Here is a 19,267-nt window from a genome sequence, read left to right as displayed (position 1 = left end):
GCTACTCCCTCGCCGTCGCCACCCTCACCGCGGGCACCCTGAGGGCCACGCGTCCCGGCAGGGCGGTGGCCACCAGGGCGAGGAGGGCGGCGGTCGCGACGACCGTGACGTACAGCAGGGGCGTGACCGCGGGCGCGGCCCGGCCCGTCATGCCGACGCTGAACGCGGTCAGGACGGCGAGGGCGATACCGCTGCCGAGGGAGGTGGCGAGGAGCAGCACCGACAGCGCCTCGGTCCGCAGCATGCGCAGGACCTGACGGCGGGTCGCCCCGGCGAGGCGGAGCAGGGCGAACTCCCGGACCCGCTCGGACACCGACATGGCCAGCGTGTTCACCACGGCGATGGCGGTGAAGGCGAGGACCAGCCCCATGGCCAGGAAGTTGACCGCGGCGTTGGCCTGTTGCCGTTCCGCCTGGAGGGAGTCCGCGGCGGCCGGGGAGAGAATTCGGATTCCCGGGAACTCACGGAGTGTAGTCGCGAGTTGTGTCTGTGTACGGGTCGTGGCGACGAGGACGGAGGAGGCGAGCGGGTTGTCGACGTGGTGTGCGACCAGGTCGTGCGCGAAGGTCAGGTCGCCGAAGCCGAGACCCCGGCGGTAGACGGCGGCGACGGTGAACGTGGCGGGCGTGCCGTCGCCGAGCGTGAGCTTCAGGGTGCTGCCGGGCTTCAGATGCTGCTGGTCCGCGGCCAGTTGACTGACGGCGACGGTGCGCGCGGTGAGCCGGCTGAGGGAGCCGGCGGTGACGTCCGGGTCCCACGTGCGGGTGAGGCCCGCCGGGGTGACGCCCTGGGCGGGGTATTTGTCCAGGCCGACGCGGACGGTCGTGCGGACGACCTCGGTGACGGCGTCGTCGTGCGTGCGCAGCAGACGGGCGGCCTCGGCCGGGACGCCCGGTCCCTGGGCCGCCACCACCCAGTCGGCACGGACGCCCTCGCGAGCCTGAGCGCGGGCGGCGTCGCCGAGGGTCGACTGGACGAACAGGACGGTGCAGGTCATGCCGATGAGCAGGGTGAGAGGGGTGACGACCGAGGCCATCCGGGCGGCGTTGCCGCGCAGGTTGGCGGTGGCGAGCCGACCGCCGGGGCCGCTGAGCCGCAGCGGATTGGACAGCAGCAGCGTGGCCGCCCGCACCAGCAGCGGGCCGAGCAGGGCGACGGAGGTGGACAGCACGATGACGGTCAGGAAGGTCACCGGCGTCGAGGCGGGCTCGGTGCGCAGACCGGTGAGCACGACGACGAGGACGACACCGCCGCAGAGGAGCAGCAGGCCCGCGACGATCCTTCCCCACGCGGGGCGGGTGCCCTCGGTCCTTGCCTCGGCCAGCGCCTCGGCCGGACGGATACGGGTGATCCGGCGGGAGGCGACCCGGGCGGCGGCCCATGCGCCGAACAGGGTTGCGGCGAGGGCGGCGAGCGGGGGGTAGACACTGGCGGTGTGCTGGAGGGTGGCGGGGACGGCGCCCTTGGCGACGAACCTGGCGTGCAGCCAGCCACCGAGCGGCAGTCCGAGCAGCGCGCCCACCACGCCGGCGGCGGCGCCGACGATCAGGGCCTCCCGGCCGAGCAGCTTGCGGATCTGGCCGGGCGTGGCGGCGATGGCGCGGAGCAGGGCGAGCTCCCGGTGACGCTGCCGCACGCCGAGCGCGAAGGTTCCGACGACCACCAGGACGGCCACCAGCAGTGAGGTGCCGCCCATCGCGCCGCCCATGCTGACCAGCCGGACTCGGGCCGCGGCCGCGTCCAGGAACTCGACGGGGCCGCGGGCGTCACCGGCGCTGACCTGAGCGGTGGTGCCGTGCAGCGCGTCGGCCACGGCCTGCTCGATCCGGCCGGTGTCGGTGCCCTGGGCCGGGATCACGCCGAACGCGGTGACCTGCCCCGGGTGCGCGGCCAGGCGATGGGCCTCGCCGGTGGAGAAGAACAGGGACGTCTGGTGGCTCACGTCCGCGGCCGGGGCGGCGATGCCGGTGATCCGGTAGCTGCGCGGGGCCCGGGTCGACTGGACGGTGAGGTGGTCGCCGGGCTCGAGACGGGCGCGTGCGGCGAGGTAGCGGTCGATGACCAGGTCGGTGGCGGCCTTCGGTGCGGTGCCCGCGGTCAGCCGGTACGGGGTGAGCGCGGCGGATTGCCAGGCATGCCCGTAGGCGGTACGGCCGCCCGTGCCGGCCGAGGTCAACGGCTGGGCGAGGAAGGTGAGTTCGGGGACGACGCGGGCCACTCCGGGGGTGCGGGCGAGGGTCTGCTCGAGGTTCGCCGGCAGCCAGGCGCGCTCGGCGATGGGTTTCGCCTTGTGCTTGACTTTCGTCTTGCCCTTCTTGTGCTTGACGATGGTCCGGTGCACGTTCTGGTCGCCGGAGACCACGACGGGGGCCGCCGCGTAGCGCTCGGTGCGGATCGTGCCGCGCAGGCCGGTCTCGAGCAGGGTGCCGCAGGCGGTGATGAGAGCGGCCGCGCACATGAGGGCGAGGAAGGCCCCGAGGAAACCCGCCTTGCGGGCACGGACGGTCTGTAAGGCGTAGCGCAGCATCATGCGTACACGGTCGTCGACGCACAGGTGTCCACACACTCCGGTGCCCCGGCGTCTTGGGCGGGGGTTAGCCCCACCCCCGTCACCGGGAAACCCGATCTCCTCGAAGACGGCCCGGCCGCCCGCCGAACGCCGGTCAGTAGCCCTCGTCCTCGAGGAACTCCGTGTCCTCGCCCTCTTCCTCCAGCGCCTGCCGGACGACCCGGAGGGCCATGCCCTCGGGGTAGCCCTTGCGGGCGAGCATGCCGGCGAGGCGTCGGATGCGCTTGTCGCGGTCGAGGCCACGGGTGGCCCGTAGCTTGCGGGCGACGAGCTCGCGGGCCGTCTCCTCCTCCTGATCGGAGTCGAGCTGGGCGACCGCGTCGTCGATCAGCGCCGAGTCGACGCCCTTGGTCCTCAGTTCCCGGGCGAGCGCGCGCCGGGCCAGCCCCCGGCCGTGATGCCGGGACTCCACCCAGGCGTCCGCGAACGCCCCGTCGTCGATCAGCCCGACCTCCTCGAACCGTGACAGCACCTCCTCCGCCACGTCCTCGGGGATCTCCCGCTTGCGCAGGGCGTCGGCGAGCTGCTTGCGCGTACGCGGGGTCCCGGTGAGCAGGCGCAGGCAGATCGCCCGCGCCCGCTCAGCCGGGTCCCCTGAAGACTCCCCCCGCTCGGCCCTCGACGAGGAAGGGGCGCCTTCGTCTTCCCGGGGCGCGGACGGCTCCCCGAAGCCGCGCCGACGGCGTCCGCGCCCACCACGGGGCCCGGCGCCGTGCGAGCCGTCGTGGGCCCGCTCTTCCCCGTACCCGCCGTCCCCGTACCCGCCGTCACCGTCCGGGGCGGAGCCTGTGTCGCCCCCGGTGCCCCTCCCCCGTGGAGCACCGGGGGAGGCGTGTTCGTACTCGGCCCAGTCGGTTCGTCGTGTCACGGGTCAGCTCTTGGCAGCGGCGGCCTTGGGCTTGGTGGCCTTGGTGGCCGCCGGGGCGGGCACCGTCTTGGCGGCGTCCTCGGTGGCGGCACCGACGGCCGCGTCCGCGCCCGGCTCGGCGGCGGGCTCCTCGGGCCGCACGCCCACGCCCAGCTTCTCCTTGATCTTCTTCTCGATCTCGTTGGCCAGGTCGGGGTTGTCCTTCAGGAAGTTGCGCGCGTTCTCCTTGCCCTGGCCGAGCTGGTCGCCCTCGTAGGTGTACCAGGCACCGGCCTTGCGGACGAAGCCGTGCTCGACGCCCATGTCGATCAGGCCGCCCTCGCGGCTGATGCCCTGGCCGTAGAGGATGTCGAACTCGGCCTGCTTGAAGGGCGGCGCGACCTTGTTCTTGACGACCTTGCAGCGGGTGCGGTTGCCGACCGCCTCCGTGCCGTCCTTCAGGGTCTCGATGCGGCGGATGTCGATGCGCACCGAGGCGTAGAACTTCAGTGCCCGGCCACCGGTCGTGGTCTCCGGGGAGCCGAACATCACGCCGATCTTCTCGCGGAGCTGGTTGATGAAGATCGCCGTGGTCTTGGACTGGTTGAGCGCGCTGGTGATCTTCCGCAGGGCCTGGCTCATCAGACGGGCCTGCAGACCGACGTGGCTGTCGCCCATCTCGCCCTCGATCTCCGCGCGCGGGACGAGCGCGGCGACGGAGTCGATGACGATGAGGTCGAGGGCGCCGGAGCGGACCAGCATGTCCACGATCTCCAGGGCCTGCTCACCGTTGTCCGGCTGGGAGAGGATCAGGTTGTCGATGTCCACGCCGAGCTTGCGCGCGTACTCGGGGTCGAGGGCGTGCTCCGCGTCCACGAAGGCGACCTGGCCGCCGGCCTTCTGCGCGTTCGCCACCGCGTGCAGGGTCAGGGTGGTCTTACCGGAGGACTCCGGCCCGTAGACCTCCACCACACGGCCGCGCGGCAGGCCGCCGACGCCGAGGGCGACGTCGAGTGCGGTCGACCCGGTCGGGATGACCTCGATGGGCTCCATCGACCGGTCGCCCATGCGCATGACCGCGCCCTTGCCGAATTGCCGTTCAATCTGTGCGAGCGCGGCGTCGAGCGCCTTCTCGCGGTCGGTTCCTGCCATGGGTTCCACCCGGTTTGCTTGAGTCGATCGCTTCACGTCAAAGACGCTAACGCCTGCCACTGACAATGCGCCCCGACGCCGGCCCGGCCTGTGGATAACTCGGGCACTTCTCCACTCAAACCGTGTCGAAATCCCCGCCCGGAGCCTCGCCTGAGCTTCCATAAGAATGGATGTTCGATTTTCGTGTCAAGCGCCCCCAGCGCACCACGGGACGCATCACGCGGCAGGCGTCCCGCTACTCCCCGGGGCGTACGAGGGGTGCCTTCGGCCGGACGACGACCGCGCGAGGGCGCTCCCGGGAGCCTTGGCCCCATGAAGAATCCGCGTCCCGCCGAGCGCCTCTGCCACGCGACCGGTGTGCTCCTCGTCCTCTCCGGCCTCGCGCACCTGCTGGTGTTCGCGGTCGACGGCGGGCCCTGGGAGGGGCCCGTCTCCTGGCGCAAGCCCGTCACCTTCGGGCTCTCCTTCGGTGTGACGCTGATCGCGGTCACCTGGGTCACGTCGTACCTGCGCGTCGGCCCGCGGCTGCGTACCGCCCTGCTCGTCGTGTTCGCCGCCGACTGCGTGGTGGAGGTCGGCGGCATTACCCTCCAGGCCTGGCGCCGGGTGCCCTCGCACCTCAACATGGAGACCCCCTTCGACACGGCGGTGTCCATGACCCTCGCGGTCGGCGGCGGTGTCCTGGTGGCGCTGCTCACCGTCTTCGCCGTGGTGTCCTTCCGGCACCGGCCGACGGGCCCCGTCGGCATGCCGCTCGCGGTGCGGTCCGGGTTCGCGATCCTGCTCGTGGCGCTGGCCTCGGGCGCCGCCATGATCGCGCGCGGTGTGGTGCTCACCCGGACCGGCCATCAGGAGGCGGCCTACCACTCGGCGGCCCCGCTCAAGCCGCTGCACGGGGTGAGCCTGCACGCCGTCCTGGTACTGCCGGCGCTGGCCTGGCTGCTGTCCCGGACCTCGTGGAGCGAGCGGGCCCGGCAGCGGGCCGTGAGTGCGGCGGTCGGCTGCTACGCGGCCGCCGTCGCCGGGGCCGGAGTGTGGGCGGTCCTCACGTACTGAGGTCCTCACGCACGAGGGACGCGCTCAGGATCCGCCGCTCTCCTCGGCGGCCCGCGTCTCCGGCGGCCGCGTCCACAGCCGGCGCGCACGCGTGAGCAGGCCCGGCCCGCCCGGACCCCGTCCGCGGTGCCCGTGGACCCGGGGATCGTCCGTGACGGCGTAGCGCTTCACGTACGCGCCCAGGAACGCCTGGAGCGTGGCGACCGCGGGGATGGCGATCAGCGCGCCGACGGCGCCGAGGAGGGCGGTGCCCGCGATGACCGAGCCGAAGGCGACCGCCGGGTGGATGTCGACGGTCTTGGAGGTCAGCTTGGGTTGCAACATGTAGTTCTCGAACTGCTGGTAGATCACGACGAACACCAGCACCCACACCGCGTACCAGGGGTTGACGGTGAACGCGATCAGCATGGGCAGCGCGCCCGCGAGATAGGTGCCGATGGTGGGGATGAACTGGGAGACCAGGCCCACCCAGACGCCCAGCACGGGTGCGTACGGCACGCCCAGGGCCTGGAGCAGGATGTAGTGGGCGATCCCCGATATGAGCGCCATCAGGCCGCGCGAGTACAGGTAGCCGCCGGTCTTGTCGACGGCTATCTCCCAGGCGCGCAGCACCTCGGCCTGGCGGGCGGGCGGCAGGACGGAGCAGAGCGCCCGGCGCAGTCGCGGCCCGTCGGCGGCGAAGTAGAACGAGAACAGGGTGACCGTCAGCAGCTGGAACAGGCCGCCGAGCACCTGGGCGGACACGTCGAGCACACCGGCGGCACTGTTCTGCGCGTACTTGCGCAACCAGTCGGAGTGGAGCAGGCCCTCCTGGACGTCGACCCGTCTGAGCTCGGTGTGGAAGGTCTGGTTGACCCAGTGGATGACCGAGTCGAGGTACTGCGGGAATCCCTCGACCATCTTGATGATCTGGCCCGCGAGCATCGAGCCGAGCAGTGTGACGAACCCCGCGGTCGCGATCATCAGGCCGAGGAAGACCAGGAAGGTGGCGAACCCGCGACGCATGCCGCGGGCGGCCATCCGGCTCACCGCGGGTTCTATGGCGAGGGCCAGGAAGAACGCGATGAGTATGTTGATCAGCAGGCCGGTCAGCTGGTGGAAGGCCCAGCTGCCCAGCTGGAAGGCGGCGACGAGGCCGAGCGCGAGCACCATGGCGCGCGGCAGCCAGCGCGGCATGCGGACGACCGGCGCGGGGGCGTCGGCCGGGGGCCGGGGGGACGGCGTCGTACCGGAAGGGGATGCCTGCTGGGCGGTCTGCCCTGTGTCGTCAGTCGGTGCCACGATGCAAGTCTCGCCCACGCCGCCGACAACCCGGCACACCCCTGCGATCTCCGTGACGGATCAGTGCCTCTCCCCCGGAACGTTCATGACGGCGCAGACCACGCGCCACACCTCCTTGGCCTCCCAGCCGTCCGCGAGCGCCTGGTGCACCGTGCGTCCGCCGAGTTCCGCCATCACGTGGTCGCGCGCGAAGGTGTCGGCGTACCCCGCACCGAAGTGATCCGCCATCCGCTGCCAGAAGACCGTCAACCGCATGACACCAGTATCCCGCCCCTGGGGGTGGGCCCCGCCCGGGACCGCATGCCGAGACCGCTTTCCGCCCTACGGTCTGACGCATGCCCGAAACAGGAGCTTCCCCACTCCCCCCACTCCCCTCTGCCCCCTCGGCGCACTCCCCGCTCTTCCGTGCCGAGCATTTCGTCTGGCTCACCGCGCGCGTGCTGGAGCAGCGCCTCTTCGCGTACCACTTCCTGAACGGCGGCGCCGATCCGGTGGAGGCGGCGCTGGACGCCTACCGCAACGAGGACGGCGGGTACGGCCACGCGCTGGAACCCGATCTGCGAGGTCCGGTCAGCCAGCCGCTGCACACCGGCCACGCGCTGCGTGTGCTGGACGCCGTCGGGCGGTGCGGCGGACAGCGGGTGGAGCGTGTGTGCCGGTACCTGACCTCCGTCTCCACCGCGGACGGCGCGCTGCCCGCCGTCCGTCCCGGCCAGCGCGGCTATCCGGCGGCGCCCTTCATCCCGATCGTCGACGACCCGCCCAGCGAGCTCCTCGCCACCGGGCCGGTGGTCGGCCTGTTGCACCGCAACGGTGTGTGGCACGCCTGGCTGTTCCGGGCCACCGACTTCTGCTGGCGGGCCGTGGAGTCCCTGGAGAAGTCCCACCCCTACGAGATCGAGGCCGCCGTGGCCTTCCTCGACTCGGCACCCGACCGCCCGCGCGCGCAGGCGGCCGCCGACCGCCTCGGCCGTCTGGTGCGCGAGCACCGGCTCGCCGCGCTCGACCCGGAGCGCCTCGGTGAATACCCGGTCGCTCCCGGCTACGCACCGGGCGAACACCACTTCCCGCACGACTTCGCCAGGACCCCGCAGTCCCTCGCGCGCCCCTGGTTCACCGACGACGAGATGGCCCGCTCCCTGGACTTCCTCGCCGCGGACCAGCGGGAGGACGGCGGCTGGCCCGTCCGGTGGCGCCAGTGGGCGCCCGGCACCGCCCTGGAGGCCCGCCCCATGGTGACGATCGACGCCCTGCGCACGCTCAGGGCCCACGGGCGATTCGTGGGCTGATCCGCGTCGTCCTCCCCACCCGCCCACGACCGCTCGGCGGAACGCGTTTCCCCAGGTCAGGGCGATTGTCAGAGCCGGGGTGCAGGATGGACGCATGGTCAGCTCCGCACACCGGGCCCTCGACGGCTTCTCCCCCGCGACCCGCGGCTGGTTCACGGGGGCCTTCTCCGCGCCCACCGCGGCCCAGGCGGGGGCGTGGCGGGCCATCGGGGAGGGCTCGGACGTGCTGGTGGTCGCGCCGACCGGTTCGGGCAAGACGCTGGCAGCGTTCCTCGCCGCACTCGACCAGCTCGCCTCGACGCCTCCGCCGGCGGACCCGAAGAAGCGCTGCCGCGTGCTGTACGTGTCTCCGCTGAAGGCCCTCGCGGTCGACGTGGAGCGCAACCTGCGCAGCCCCCTGACCGGCATCCGCCACGAATCCGTGCGGCTGGGCCTGCCCGAGCCGGAGGTCAAGGTCGGCATCCGCTCCGGCGACACCCCGGCCGCCGAGCGCCGAGCCCTGTCCACGCGACCGCCGGACATCCTGATCACCACCCCGGAGTCCCTGTTCCTGATGCTGACGTCGGCCACGCGCGACGCGCTGACCGGTGTGGAGACGGTGATCCTGGACGAGGTGCACGCGGTCGCGGGCACCAAGCGCGGCGCGCATCTCGCGCTCTCCCTGGAGCGCCTCGACGAGCTGCTGCCGAGGCCGGCCCGCCGCATCGGCCTGTCCGCGACGGTCCGCCCGGTGGACGAGGTGGCCCGCTATCTCTCGCCGCGCCGCAAGGTGGAGATCGTCCAGCCGGAGTCCGGCAAGGAGTTCGACCTGTCCGTCGTCGTCCCGGTCGAGGACCTGGGCGAGCTGGGCGGCTCCCCGGTCGCCGACGGCAGCGAGGGCGCGGAACGGCCGTCGATCTGGCCGCATGTCGAGGAGCGGATCACCGACCTGGTCCAGGCCCACCGCTCCACGATCGTCTTCGCGAACTCCCGGCGGCTCGCGGAGCGCCTGTGCAACCGGCTCAACGAGATCGCGTACGAGCGGGCGACCGGCGAACCCTTGGACGAGCACCACTCGCCGGCCGAGCTCATGGGCGGCTCCGGCGCGGCCCACGGCGCGCCCCCGGTCATCGCGCGCGCCCACCACGGCTCGGTCTCCAAGGAGCAGCGCGCCCTGGTCGAGGAGGACCTCAAGGCCGGCCGTCTCCCGGCCGTGGTCGCCACCTCCAGCCTCGAACTGGGCATCGACATGGGCGCCGTCGACCTCGTCGTCCAGGTCGAGTCCCCGCCCTCCGTGGCCTCCGGCCTCCAGCGTGTCGGCCGCGCGGGGCACCAGGTGGGCGCGGTCTCCACCGGTGTGGTCTTCCCCAAGTACCGAGGAGACCTGGTCCAGGCCGCGGTGGTCACCGAGCGGATGCGCACCGGCGCCATCGAGTCCCTGAAGGTGCCCGCCAACCCCCTGGACGTCCTCGCCCAGCAACTGGTCGCGATGACGGCGCTGGACAGCTGGCAGTTCGACGACCTGCTCGCCACGGTCCGCCGCGCCGCCCCCTTCGCGTCGCTCCCGGAATCGGCGTTCACGGCCGTCCTGGACATGCTCGCGGGCCGCTACCCCTCCGACGCCTTCGCCGAGCTGCGCCCGCGCGTGGTGTGGGACCGAGTGACCGGCACCGTCACCGGCCGCCCGGGCGCCCAGCGCCTCGCGGTCACCTCCGGGGGCACGATCCCCGACCGCGGGCTCTTCGGTGTCTTCCTCGCCGGTGCCGACCCCAAGAAGGGCGGCGGCCGGGTCGGCGAACTCGACGAGGAGATGGTCTACGAGTCCCGGGTCGGCGACGTCTTCACGCTCGGCACGAGTTCCTGGCGCATCGAGGACATCACGCGCGACCGCGTCCTGGTCTCCCCCGCGCCGGGCGTGCCGGGCAGGCTGCCCTTCTGGAAGGGCGACCAGCTGGGCCGCCCGCTGGAACTGGGCCGCGCGGTGGGCGCGTTCCTGCGCGAGGTCGGTTCACTGTCCAAGGACGACGCCCGGCTGCGGCTCCTCGCGGCGGGCCTCGACGCGTGGGCGGCGGACAACGTCCTGTCGTACCTGGACGAGCAGCGCGAGGCCTGCGGTCACGTCCCGGACGACCGCACGATCGTCGTGGAGCGCTTCCGCGACGAGCTCGGCGACTGGCGCGTGGTCGTGCACTCCCCCTTCGGCGCCCAGGTGCACGCCCCGTGGGCGCTGGCGCTCGGTGCCCGCCTGTCCGAGCGGTACGGCATGGACGCCCAGGTCATGCATGCCGACGACGGCATCGTGCTGCGCCTGCCGGACGCCGACCTCATGGGCCTGGACCTGCTCGACCGGGAACCGACGAAGGCCGACGGGTCCCCGGGTACGGAGTACGACGCCGACCAGGCCCCCGTGGGCGCGGCGGACGTCGCCTTCGACAAGGGCGAGGTCGACCAGGTCGTCACCGACCAGGTCGGCGGCTCGGCGCTGTTCGCGTCCCGCTTCCGCGAGTGCGCCGCCCGCGCGCTGCTGCTGCCGCGCCGCAATCCCGGCAAGCGCACACCGCTGTGGCAGCAGCGCCAGCGCGCCGCCCAGCTGCTGCAAGTGGCCAGCGAGTTCGGCTCGTTCCCGATCGTCCTGGAGGCGGTCCGCGAATGCCTCCAGGACGTCTTCGACGTCCCCGGACTCGTCGAGCTGATGGGCGACCTGGAGTCCCGCAAGGTCCGCCTCGTCGAGGTCACCACACCCGAGCCCTCGCCCTTCGCCCGTTCCCTGCTCTTCGGATACGTCGCCCAGTTCCTGTACGAGGGCGACTCCCCCCTGGCCGAGCGCCGCGCGGCCGCTCTGTCGCTGGACTCCCGGCTGCTGGCCGAACTGCTGGGTCAGGCGGAGCTGCGCGAGCTGCTGGACGCGGAGGTGCTGACCGAGCTGGAGCGGGAGCTTCAGTGGCTCACCGAGGACCGCCGCGTCAAGGACGTCGAAGGCGTCGCGGACGTACTGCGGGTGCTCGGCCCGCTCACGGACGCCGAGCTCACCGAGCGGGGCGCCGAGCCGCACTGGGCGCGGGAGCTGGCCGGCGCCCGCCGGGCCATCCGGGTCCGCGTCGCGGGCGCCGATCACTGGGCGGCGATCGAGGACGCGGGCCGCCTGCGCGACGCCCTCGGCACGGCGCTGCCGGTCGGTGTCCCCGAGGCCTTCACCGAGCCGGTCAAGGACCCGCTGGGCGACCTGCTCGCCCGCTACGCCCGCACGCACGGCCCGTTCACGTCGGCCACGGCGGCGGCCCGCTTCGGCCTGGGCGTGGCGGTCACGGACGGCGCGTTGCAGCGGCTGGCCGCCAACGGACGTGTCGTCCAAGGTGAGTTCCATCCAGCGGGCATCGGCCAGGAGTGGTGCGACGCGGCCGTGCTGCGCCGTCTGCGGCGTCGGTCCCTGGCCGCCCTGCGGCACGAGCTGGAGCCGGTGCCGCCGGCCGCGCTGGCGCAGTTCCTGCCGCAGTGGCAGCACATCGGCAAGGGCCACGGCCTGCGCGGGGTCGACGGACTGGTGCGCGCCGTGGAGCAGTTGCAGGGCGCGTCCGTGCCCGCATCCGCCCTGGAGAAGCTGGTGCTGCCGTCCCGCGTGGCGAACTACACCCCGTCGATGCTCGACGAGCTGACCGCCGCGGGAGAGGTGGTGTGGGCGGGCGCGGGCGCGCTGCCCGGCAAGGACGGCTGGGTCTCCCTGTACGTGGCCGACGCGGCCCCGCTGTTGCTGCCGCCGCCCCACCCGCTGGAACTGACCGCCCTTCACCAGTCCGTCCTGGACGCCCTCTCGGCGGGCTACGGGCTGTTCTTCCGTCAGATCGCCGACCAGGTCCGTGCCACCACCCACCCCGATGTCACCGATCCCCAACTGGCCGACGTCGTCTGGGATCTGGCCTGGTCGGGGCGGCTCACCAACGACACGCTCGCCCCGATGCGCTCCCTGCTGGGTTCCGGCCGCACCGCCGGCTCCACGGCCCACCGCGCCAAGCGCGCCGTCCCGCGCGGGCGCTACGGCTCGCTGACGGCCGCCGCACGCCCCGCCTCCCGCAGCGGACCGCCGACCGTCGCCGGCCGCTGGTCCCTGCTCCCCCAGCGCGAGCCGGAGCAGACCGTGCGTGCCCACGCCCTGGCCCGCGCCCTCCTCGACCGGCACGGCGTGGTCACCCGGGGCGCGGTCGCCGCGGAGGGCGTCGAGGGCGGCTTCTCGGCCGTGTACCGGATCCTGTCCGCCTTCGAGGAGACCGGACAGGCCCGGCGCGGCTACGTGGTCGAGGGCCTCGGCGCCGCGCAGTTCGCGATGGACGGAGCCGTGGACCGTCTGCGCGCGGTGTCCAACGCACGCGAGCGGGGCGAGGGGCTGCCCGGCCCGGGTTCCGGCGGCGCCGGTCCCCAGTCCTTCGGCACGCCCGGCAACCCCCCGGACCCGGACCCCTTCGGCCAGGGCGACGGCGAACACGGCATCGCGGACTTCGCCGACTTCGACTGGCCGGCCGACCATCGCGCCGGCCCGGGCGACTACGTCTCCCCGCGCGACGCCGCCGCCGATCTCTCCTCGCCCGGCTTCGGCGGCCCCCGGGGCGGTCCTGTCTCCCCGTACGGCTCCGGCTACGGCGCCCCGCGTACCCGTACGCCTTCGGCCCCCGACTCCCGGGCGGTCGTCCTGGCCGCCGCCGATCCCGCGAACGCCTACGGCGCGGCCCTGTCCTGGCCCGAGCCGCCGGACGGGGCGGGGCACAAGCCGGGCCGCAAGGCCGGCTCGCTGGTGGTGCTCGTCGACGGCGAGCTGACGCTGTACATGGAGCGCGGCGGCAAGACGCTGCTGGCCTGGCCCGGTGCGCCGGACAGGGAGGCGACCGACGACCCCCGCCTCCGCTCGGCCGCGGACGCCCTGGCGGCGGCCGCCCGCGCGGGCACACTCGGCACGGTCACGGTGGAGCGCGTCAACGGCGCCTCGGCCCTCACCTCCCCCGTCGGCGCCCTGCTGGAAGGAGCGGGGTTCATCGCCACCCCGCGCGGCCTGCGGCTCAGAGCCTGATCCGCGGGACGACCGCACGGTCCGCCGCGGGCCTGATCCGCGGGCCTGATCCGCGGGGCACCCGCGCGGTCCACCGCAGGTCACCCCGTCGTGTCACCCTTGACGCATGCCCGAGGGTGACACGGTCTGGCAGACCGCGAGGCGGCTGCACGGCGCGCTCGCGGGCAAGGTGCTGACCCGCAGCGACTTCCGGGTGCCGAAGTACGCCACGGTCGACCTCACCGGCCGGACCGTCCTGAGCACCGTCCCGCGCGGCAAGCACCTCTTCACCCGGATCGAGGGCGGCCTGACGCTGCACACCCACCTGCGCATGGAGGGCGCCTGGAAGGTCTACGGCCGGGACGAGCGGTGGCGGGGCGGACCCGCCCACCAGATCCGGGCCGTCCTCGGCACCACCGACCACTCGGCCATCGGCTACCGCCTTCAGGTCCTGGAGTTCCTGCGCACCGGGGAGGAGGAGCGCGTCGTAGGACACCTCGGCCCCGATCTGCTCGGCCCGGACTGGGACCCCGAACGCGCCCTGGCCAACCTGCTGGCCGACCCCGCCCGCCCGCTCGGGGAGGCCCTGCTCGATCAGCGCAACCTCGCCGGCATCGGCAATATCTACAAGAGCGAGCTCTGCTATCTGCTCGGCGTGACCCCGTGGCTGCCCGCCGGCGCGCTCCCGGCGGACCGCGCCGCCCAACTGCCCGCCCTCGCCAAGAAGCTCCTCGAGGCGAACCGCGACCGCCCGGTCCGGCAGACCACGGGCGTGCGCCACCACGACCTGTTCGTGTACGGCCGCGCACCCCGCCCCTGCCTGCGCTGCCACACGCCGGTCCAAGTGGCCGACCAGGGCGACGGCACCCAGGAACGCCCCACCTACTGGTGCCCCACCTGTCAGAAGGGCCCGGCTCCCGTGCCGGGAGCACCACAGAAGTGGCGGGACCGCTATCGACGCACGCCCAATTGACGACCCGTCAGAAACGCTCGTACCGTCGCTGCATGCCCGTCAAGGCGTACGACCTCACCGGACGCACCGCATTCGTCACCGGCGCCGCCAGTGGCATCGGCCGGGCCTCGGCCGTCCTGCTCGCCGAGGCGGGCGCGACGGTGCACTGTGCCGACCGGGACGCGAAGGGCCTGCACGAGACGGCGGCCCTCATCGAGGACCGCGGCGGCACCGCCCGCACCCACAGTCTCGACGTCACGGACCGCGCCCGGCTCGGCGAGGCGGTCCGCTCCTGCGAGCGGCTGGACGTGATGGCGGCGATCGCCGGCGTCATGCACAGCAGCCCGGTCCTGGAGACCCGGGACGAGGACCTCGACCGGGTGCTGAACGTCAACTTCAAGGGCGTGCTGTACGCCTGCCAGGAGGCGGCCCGGCTGATGCTCGCCCGGCACACCCGGGGCAGCATCATCACCATGGCCTCGGGCGCGATCGACACCGGCGGACCGGGGCTGCTCTGCTACGGCGCGGCGAAGGCGGCCGTGGTCCAGCTCACCAAGACGCTGGCGGCCGAGGTCGGCCGGCACGGCATCCGCGTCAACGCGGTCGCCCCCGGCTGGATCCGCACGCCGATGACCGACCGCCACGACCACGAGGCCCAGGCGCACACCGAGGCCCTGATGGCCCGCATGTCCCCGCTCGGCAGGGTCGGCGAGGCCGACGACATCGCGCACGCCGTGCTGCACCTGGCGTCCGACGCGTCGTCCTTCACGACGGGCCAGATCCTGCGTCCGAACGGTGGGGTGGCGATGCCCTGGTGAGGTTCCCCGCCGCCCGTCTCTTCGGCACACAGTGCACCGGCAGCAGACTGAGCCCCCACCCCCCGGTGACGACCGCCCCCTCGACCACGCCGCCGTCCCCCACGGCGACCCGCACCACGGCCCACCACCACACCGTCCCGAGTCCCAGGACGACTCCCCAGCGCACTGTCCGCCCCACCATGGCCGCCTCCTCCAGCCGGACGCTAGAACGCCACCGAACCCGCCGGGGAGGCGCACCAACGGCTCACTGATGCAAGGCCGGGGAAGTCGTCAACCCAGGCGTCAACCCGAGGCGTCAACGCCGGGCGACGACATCCCCCGGCCGGCTCACCCGTTCTCGGCCTGGAACATCCAGTGGTGCTTCTCGAGATCCGCGGTGATGGTGATGAAGATGTCCTGGGACACCGGATCCGGGTCCCCGGTCGCCGCCACCCGGCCCCGCATCCGCGTGATCACCGCGCCCAGCGCGTCGACGAGCGCCCGCACCGCGTCGGTGTCCTTGATCCAGCCCGAGGGCGCCGCCGCGATACCGCTGCCGGCCGCCACGGTCGCCGCGCGGCCGTCGGGCGGCACGCCCAGCGTCGACGCCCGTTCCGCCACGGTGTCGGAGTGGGTGCGCGCGGAGGCGACGACCTCGTCGAGCTGGAGATGGATGGAGCGGAATCTGGGGCCGACGATGTTCCAGTGGACCTGCTTGGCGACCAGCGACAGGTCCACCAGGTCCACGAGGGCGCCCTGCAACGCCTCCGAGACGGTCTTCAGGTCCGCGTCGGGCAATGGGCTCTTCACGACGGACATGCGCACCCTCCGATGCCTCGACCCCGTCACGTCCCTCCACCATGACCGCGCCACCGGACACCGGCAAACGGAGACAGCAGCACGAAGGCCCCGGCCGGGGGCTCCTCCAGGTCTCCCCGGAGACGGCCCCGGCCGGGGCCTCAGACGTGTCGCGTCAGGCGGCGACGACATCCACCGCCTCGGCGGGCGCCTTGATGGTCACCCGTTCCGGTGGCACGCCGGTCACCGACACGGAACCCAGCATCGGGCGAACCGGCGTGGGTACGGGCTCGGTGGCCGCGGCAGACCGGGCCAGCTCGGCGAGGGCGAGCTCGTCGCTCACTTCCCGCATGAGCTCGGACATCCGTACGTCCAGCGCGTCGCAGATGGCGGAGAGCAGTTCGGAGGAAGCCTCCTTCTGCCCCCGCTCCACCTCGGAGAGATAGCCGAGCGAAACTCGGGCGGACGAGGAGACTTCGCGCAGAGTACGGCCCTGGCGCTGGCGCTGCCGACGCAGCACGTCACCCAGCAGGCGACGGAGCAGAATCATCGGTGGCTCCCTCCTCGGACCGCGTAGCCGCATCCTTCTCGCCCCACCGTACCGCCTCGCGCTGCGGCCGTGCGGGGAGCGATGTCGTGTTCACTCAGGGCTGCAAACATCAAAACCCCCCGTTCCGTTCCGTATCCTGTGCCCGCTCATTTCCGCTGTGTTCGCTCGCGAGCTGCTCGAGAAGCAGTGCGAGCACGCTCCGTACACTCTCCATACGAATTTCCGCACGGTTGCCGTTCAACCGCAGAGCTGTGACTTTTCCGCCACCGGCAGAACCGGAACCGGTCCCGAACGGCCCCTCCACGGCCACGAAGACCGTGCCGACGGGCTGTCCGTCCTGCGGGTCCGGGCCGGCGACCCCCGTCGTCGCCAGCCCCCAGTCGGCGCCCAGCGTCTTGCGCACCCCGGCCGCCATCTGGGCCGCGACCTGCGCGTCCACCGCCCCGCGCTGGGCCAGCAGGGTGGCGTCGACACCCAGCAGCCGCTGCTTCAGGTCGGTGGCGTAGGCGGTGACCGAACCCCGGAACACCTTGGACGCCCCGGGGACGGTCGTGATCTCGGCCGCCACCAGACCACCGGTGAGCGACTCGGCGACGGCGACCGTCTCGCCCTTCACCGTCAGTAGTCGCACCACTTCAGTGGCCGGGGAACTCACGCTTCCGACTCCTCCAACGCCGCCCGGCGCTCGGCGATTCCCTGCCGGCGCAGCACAATGGCCTGTCTCACATAGTCGAGACCGGTCACAACGGTCAGAACGACCGCCACCGCCATCACCCAGAACCTCAGGGTCGCCAGCCATCCCGTCAGTGCCAGCACGTACATCCCCACGGCCACGCCCTGGGTGAGCGTCTTCAGCTTGCCGCCGCGGCTCGCCGGGATGACGCCGTACCGAATGACCAGAAAACGCAGGAGCGTGATCCCGAGTTCCCGGCCGAGGATGACGGCCGTGACCCACCACGGCAGATCGCCCAGCGCGGACAGACAGATCAGTGCCGCCCCCATGATCGCCTTGTCGGCGATCGGATCGGCGATCTTCCCGAAGTCGGTGACGAGGTTGTACGTGCGCGCCAGGTGACCGTCGAACAGGTCGGTGATCATGGCGACGGCGAAGGCGGCCCAGGCGAGCGAGCGCCACGCCGGGTCGTACCCGCCGTCGGCCAGCATCAGGGCCACGAAGCCGGGCACCAGGACCAGCCGGAGCATGGTCAGCAGATTGGCGACGTTCCAGACGCTGGCCTGGTTGACGGCCGCCGCCGCCAGCTTCGCGCCCCGGGGCGACTTGCCCGCGCCCTGCGCACCCTCGGCGGAGCCACCGGGAGCGGTGGTGCCGGAGCCCGAGCCGGCCGCCGCGCCGGAGGCACCGGCGGAGCTCGCGGCGCCCTGAGCGCCGGAGGAGCCGCCCGCGGCGGACGCCGGGACTCCGGTCATCTGTCCGCCTCCTCACTACACGCGAGCGAGCCCTCGAGCGGCTCGGCCACCAGGTCGACGCCTTCCGTACCGACCACCTTCGCCTCGACCATACGGCCGACGCTCAGGCCGGCGCCGCTCGTGAGCAGCACCTGGCCGTCCGTCTCCGGGGCCTGGTGTTCCGCACGGCCGTACACGCCCTCCTCGTCGTCCACGGACTCCACGAGGACGTGCACGGTCTCACCGACGCGCTCCTCGGCCCGCTGCGAGACGAGTTCCTCGGCCAGCCGGGAGATGTGCGCCAGCCGCTCGGCGACGACGTCCTCGTCGAGCTTGCCGTCGTAGGTCGCCGCCTCCGTGCCCTCCTCGTCGGAATAGCCGAAGACGCCGATGGCGTCCAGTCGCGCGCCGTTCAGGAAGCGCTCCAGCTCGCCCAGGTCCGCCTCGGACTCGCCGGGGAAGCCCACGATGAAGTTCGAGCGCACGCCGGCCTGCGGGGCCTTGCTCCGGATGGTGTCGAGCAGCTCCAGGAAGCGGTCGGTGTCGCCGAAGCGCCGCATCGCACGCAGCACGTCGGGCGCGGAGTGCTGGAAGGACAGGTCGAAGTAGGGAGCGATCTTCGGGGTGGAGGTGAGCACGTCGATCAGGCCCGGACGCATCTCGGCCGGCTGGAGGTAGCTGACGCGCACACGTTCGATCCCGTCGACCTCCGCCAGCTCAGGAAGCAGGGACTCCAGCAGGCGGATGTCGCCCAGGTCCTTGCCGTAGGAGGTGTTGTTCTCGGAGACCAGCATGATCTCCTTGACGCCCTGCTCAGCCAGCCAGCGCGTCTCGTTCAGCACGTCGCTCGGGCGGCGGGAGATGAAGGAGCCGCGGAAGGACGGAATGGCGCAGAAGGAGCAGCGCCGGTCACAGCCGGAGGCGAGCTTCACCGAGGCGACCGGGGCGCCGTCCAGCCGGCGGCGCAGGGGTGCGCGAGGGCCCGACTGCGGGGCCAGGCCCTCCGGCAGGTCGGCCGGGGCGCCGTGCCCGGGCAGGGCCACATCGGTCGCCGCCTGCCGCTCGGCCGGGCTGATCGGCAGCAGCTTGCGGCGGTCGCGCGGGGTGTGGGAGGCGTGGATGCCGCCGGAGAGGATGGTCTGGAGGCGGTCGGAGATGTCCGTGTAGTCGTCGAAGCCGAGCACACCGTCGGCCTCGGGGAGGGCCTCGGCGAGCTCCTTGCCGTACCGCTCGGCCATGCAGCCCACCGCCACGACGGCCTGGGTTCTGCCGTGGCCCTTGAGATCGTTGGCCTCCAGAAGGGCGTCCACGGAGTCCTTCTTGGCGGCCTCCACGAAGCCACAGGTGTTGACCACGGCGACATCGGCGTCCCCGGCGTCCTCGACGAGCTGCCAGCCGTCCGCCTCCAAACGGCCTGCGAGCTCCTCCGAGTCCACCTCGTTACGGGCGCAGCCGAGAGTGACTAGTGCGACGGTACGGCGTTCAGGCATGGGCTCAAGACTACTTCGTCCCGCTGACACCCCACGTCGACGGGGTTGGCCGATCTTGGCCAACC

15 protein-coding genes are annotated in these 19,267 nt (G+C 72.7%); 5 read left to right on the top strand and 10 right to left on the bottom strand.

Features of this window, described 5'->3' with window-relative positions; translation table 11 throughout:
* Position 1 precedes the first annotated feature (1 nt).
* From ABZ915_RS11510 to recA, 3 genes are all read right to left on the bottom strand, one after another.
* Complete coding sequence (locus ABZ915_RS11510; RefSeq protein WP_361799598.1) at positions 2-2,530, bottom strand: ABC transporter permease; 2,529 nt, start codon at positions 2,528-2,530, stop codon at positions 2-4.
* A gap of 133 nt (positions 2,531-2,663) precedes the next feature.
* Positions 2,664-3,437 carry a recombination regulator RecX gene (recX, locus tag ABZ915_RS11505; protein WP_361799596.1) on the bottom strand — a complete coding sequence of 258 codons (774 nt, stop codon included), beginning with the start codon at positions 3,435-3,437 and terminating at the stop codon, positions 2,664-2,666.
* Between the two features lie 3 nt (positions 3,438-3,440).
* Positions 3,441-4,568 carry a recombinase RecA gene (gene recA / locus ABZ915_RS11500; RefSeq protein WP_361799593.1) on the bottom strand — a complete coding sequence of 376 codons (1,128 nt, stop codon included), beginning with the start codon at positions 4,566-4,568 and terminating at the stop codon, positions 3,441-3,443.
* A 312-nt stretch (positions 4,569-4,880) separates the two neighbouring features.
* On the opposite strand from recA, the gene ABZ915_RS11495 reads away from it, so the two are divergent.
* Complete coding sequence (locus tag ABZ915_RS11495; protein WP_361799590.1) at positions 4,881-5,624, top strand: hypothetical protein; 744 nt, start codon at positions 4,881-4,883, stop codon at positions 5,622-5,624.
* A gap of 24 nt (positions 5,625-5,648) precedes the next feature.
* Here the strand turns inward: ABZ915_RS11495 and ABZ915_RS11490 are convergent, their stop codons facing one another.
* Both ABZ915_RS11490 and ABZ915_RS11485 read right to left on the bottom strand, forming a co-directional pair.
* Positions 5,649-6,905: an AI-2E family transporter gene (locus tag ABZ915_RS11490; protein WP_361799587.1), complete on the bottom strand. Its 1,257-nt coding sequence runs from the start codon at positions 6,903-6,905 to the stop codon at positions 5,649-5,651.
* A 60-nt stretch (positions 6,906-6,965) separates the two neighbouring features.
* Positions 6,966-7,160, bottom strand: a complete 195-nt coding sequence (locus ABZ915_RS11485; protein WP_361799584.1) for a DUF3046 domain-containing protein — start codon at positions 7,158-7,160, stop codon at positions 6,966-6,968.
* Between the two features lie 80 nt (positions 7,161-7,240).
* On the opposite strand from ABZ915_RS11485, the gene ABZ915_RS11480 reads away from it, so the two are divergent.
* The 4 genes from ABZ915_RS11480 to ABZ915_RS11465 all read left to right on the top strand — a co-directional run bounded on the left by ABZ915_RS11480 (position 7,241) and on the right by ABZ915_RS11465 (position 14,978).
* A complete protein-coding gene (locus tag ABZ915_RS11480; protein WP_361799581.1) occupies positions 7,241-8,194 on the top strand; it encodes a hypothetical protein in 954 nt (317 codons plus the stop codon).
* A 94-nt stretch (positions 8,195-8,288) separates the two neighbouring features.
* Positions 8,289-13,229: an ATP-dependent helicase gene (locus tag ABZ915_RS11475; RefSeq protein ID WP_361799578.1), complete on the top strand. Its 4,941-nt coding sequence runs from the start codon at positions 8,289-8,291 to the stop codon at positions 13,227-13,229.
* Between the two features lie 106 nt (positions 13,230-13,335).
* A complete protein-coding gene (locus tag ABZ915_RS11470; RefSeq protein WP_361799575.1) occupies positions 13,336-14,181 on the top strand; it encodes a DNA-formamidopyrimidine glycosylase family protein in 846 nt (281 codons plus the stop codon).
* 32 nt (positions 14,182-14,213) lie between these two features.
* Complete coding sequence (locus tag ABZ915_RS11465) at positions 14,214-14,978, top strand: SDR family NAD(P)-dependent oxidoreductase (RefSeq protein WP_361799572.1); 765 nt, start codon at positions 14,214-14,216, stop codon at positions 14,976-14,978.
* A gap of 327 nt (positions 14,979-15,305) precedes the next feature.
* On the opposite strand, the gene ABZ915_RS11460 is transcribed toward ABZ915_RS11465, so the two are convergent.
* From ABZ915_RS11460 to rimO, 5 genes are all read right to left on the bottom strand, one after another.
* Complete coding sequence (locus ABZ915_RS11460) at positions 15,306-15,776, bottom strand: DNA starvation/stationary phase protection protein (protein WP_361799569.1); 471 nt, start codon at positions 15,774-15,776, stop codon at positions 15,306-15,308.
* A 154-nt stretch (positions 15,777-15,930) separates the two neighbouring features.
* Positions 15,931-16,305 (bottom strand): helix-turn-helix transcriptional regulator, encoded by a 375-nt coding sequence (locus tag ABZ915_RS11455; protein WP_361454779.1) that lies wholly within the window; start codon positions 16,303-16,305, stop codon positions 15,931-15,933.
* 109 nt (positions 16,306-16,414) lie between these two features.
* Positions 16,415-16,960, bottom strand: coding sequence for a CinA family protein (locus ABZ915_RS11450; protein WP_361799566.1), 546 nt, complete (start codon positions 16,958-16,960; stop codon positions 16,415-16,417).
* On the bottom strand, positions 16,957-17,733 hold the full coding sequence (pgsA, locus tag ABZ915_RS11445; RefSeq protein ID WP_361799563.1) for a CDP-diacylglycerol--glycerol-3-phosphate 3-phosphatidyltransferase: 777 nt from the start codon (positions 17,731-17,733) through the stop codon (positions 16,957-16,959). Before pgsA ends, ABZ915_RS11450 begins: the two co-directional genes overlap by 4 nt.
* Positions 17,730-19,202, bottom strand: coding sequence for a 30S ribosomal protein S12 methylthiotransferase RimO (gene rimO, locus ABZ915_RS11440; protein ID WP_361799560.1), 1,473 nt, complete (start codon positions 19,200-19,202; stop codon positions 17,730-17,732). The genes pgsA and rimO overlap by 4 nt, the downstream gene beginning before the upstream one ends.
* Positions 19,203-19,267: the final 65 nt, after the last annotated feature.

Source organism: Streptomyces sp. NPDC046915 (assembly GCF_040644935.1).
In the GTDB taxonomy this organism is placed as follows: domain Bacteria; phylum Actinomycetota; class Actinomycetes; order Streptomycetales; family Streptomycetaceae; genus Streptomyces.
The sequence above is the reverse complement of the archived record's forward strand: the minus strand, read 5'-3'. Positions and strand labels throughout refer to the sequence as shown.

Excerpts from the sequence above, each read along its gene's own strand:
- ABZ915_RS11510 (WP_361799598.1), bottom strand. The coding sequence starts at position 2,530 with ATGATGCTGCGCTACGCCTTACAGACCGTCCGTGCCCGCAAGGCGGGT.
- recA (WP_361799593.1), bottom strand. The coding sequence starts at position 4,568 with ATGGCAGGAACCGACCGCGAGAAGGCGCTCGACGCCGCGCTCGCACAG.
- ABZ915_RS11495 (WP_361799590.1), top strand. The coding sequence starts at position 4,881 with ATGAAGAATCCGCGTCCCGCCGAGCGCCTCTGCCACGCGACCGGTGTG.
- ABZ915_RS11485 (WP_361799584.1), bottom strand. The coding sequence starts at position 7,160 with ATGCGGTTGACGGTCTTCTGGCAGCGGATGGCGGATCACTTCGGTGCG.
- ABZ915_RS11480 (WP_361799581.1), top strand. The coding sequence starts at position 7,241 with ATGCCCGAAACAGGAGCTTCCCCACTCCCCCCACTCCCCTCTGCCCCC.
- ABZ915_RS11475 (WP_361799578.1), top strand. The coding sequence starts at position 8,289 with ATGGTCAGCTCCGCACACCGGGCCCTCGACGGCTTCTCCCCCGCGACC.
- ABZ915_RS11470 (WP_361799575.1), top strand. The coding sequence starts at position 13,336 with ATGCCCGAGGGTGACACGGTCTGGCAGACCGCGAGGCGGCTGCACGGC.
- ABZ915_RS11465 (WP_361799572.1), top strand. The coding sequence starts at position 14,214 with ATGCCCGTCAAGGCGTACGACCTCACCGGACGCACCGCATTCGTCACC.
- ABZ915_RS11460 (WP_361799569.1), bottom strand. The coding sequence starts at position 15,776 with ATGTCCGTCGTGAAGAGCCCATTGCCCGACGCGGACCTGAAGACCGTC.
- ABZ915_RS11455 (WP_361454779.1), bottom strand. The coding sequence starts at position 16,305 with ATGATTCTGCTCCGTCGCCTGCTGGGTGACGTGCTGCGTCGGCAGCGC.
- pgsA (WP_361799563.1), bottom strand. The coding sequence starts at position 17,733 with ATGACCGGAGTCCCGGCGTCCGCCGCGGGCGGCTCCTCCGGCGCTCAG.
- rimO (WP_361799560.1), bottom strand. The coding sequence starts at position 19,202 with ATGCCTGAACGCCGTACCGTCGCACTAGTCACTCTCGGCTGCGCCCGT.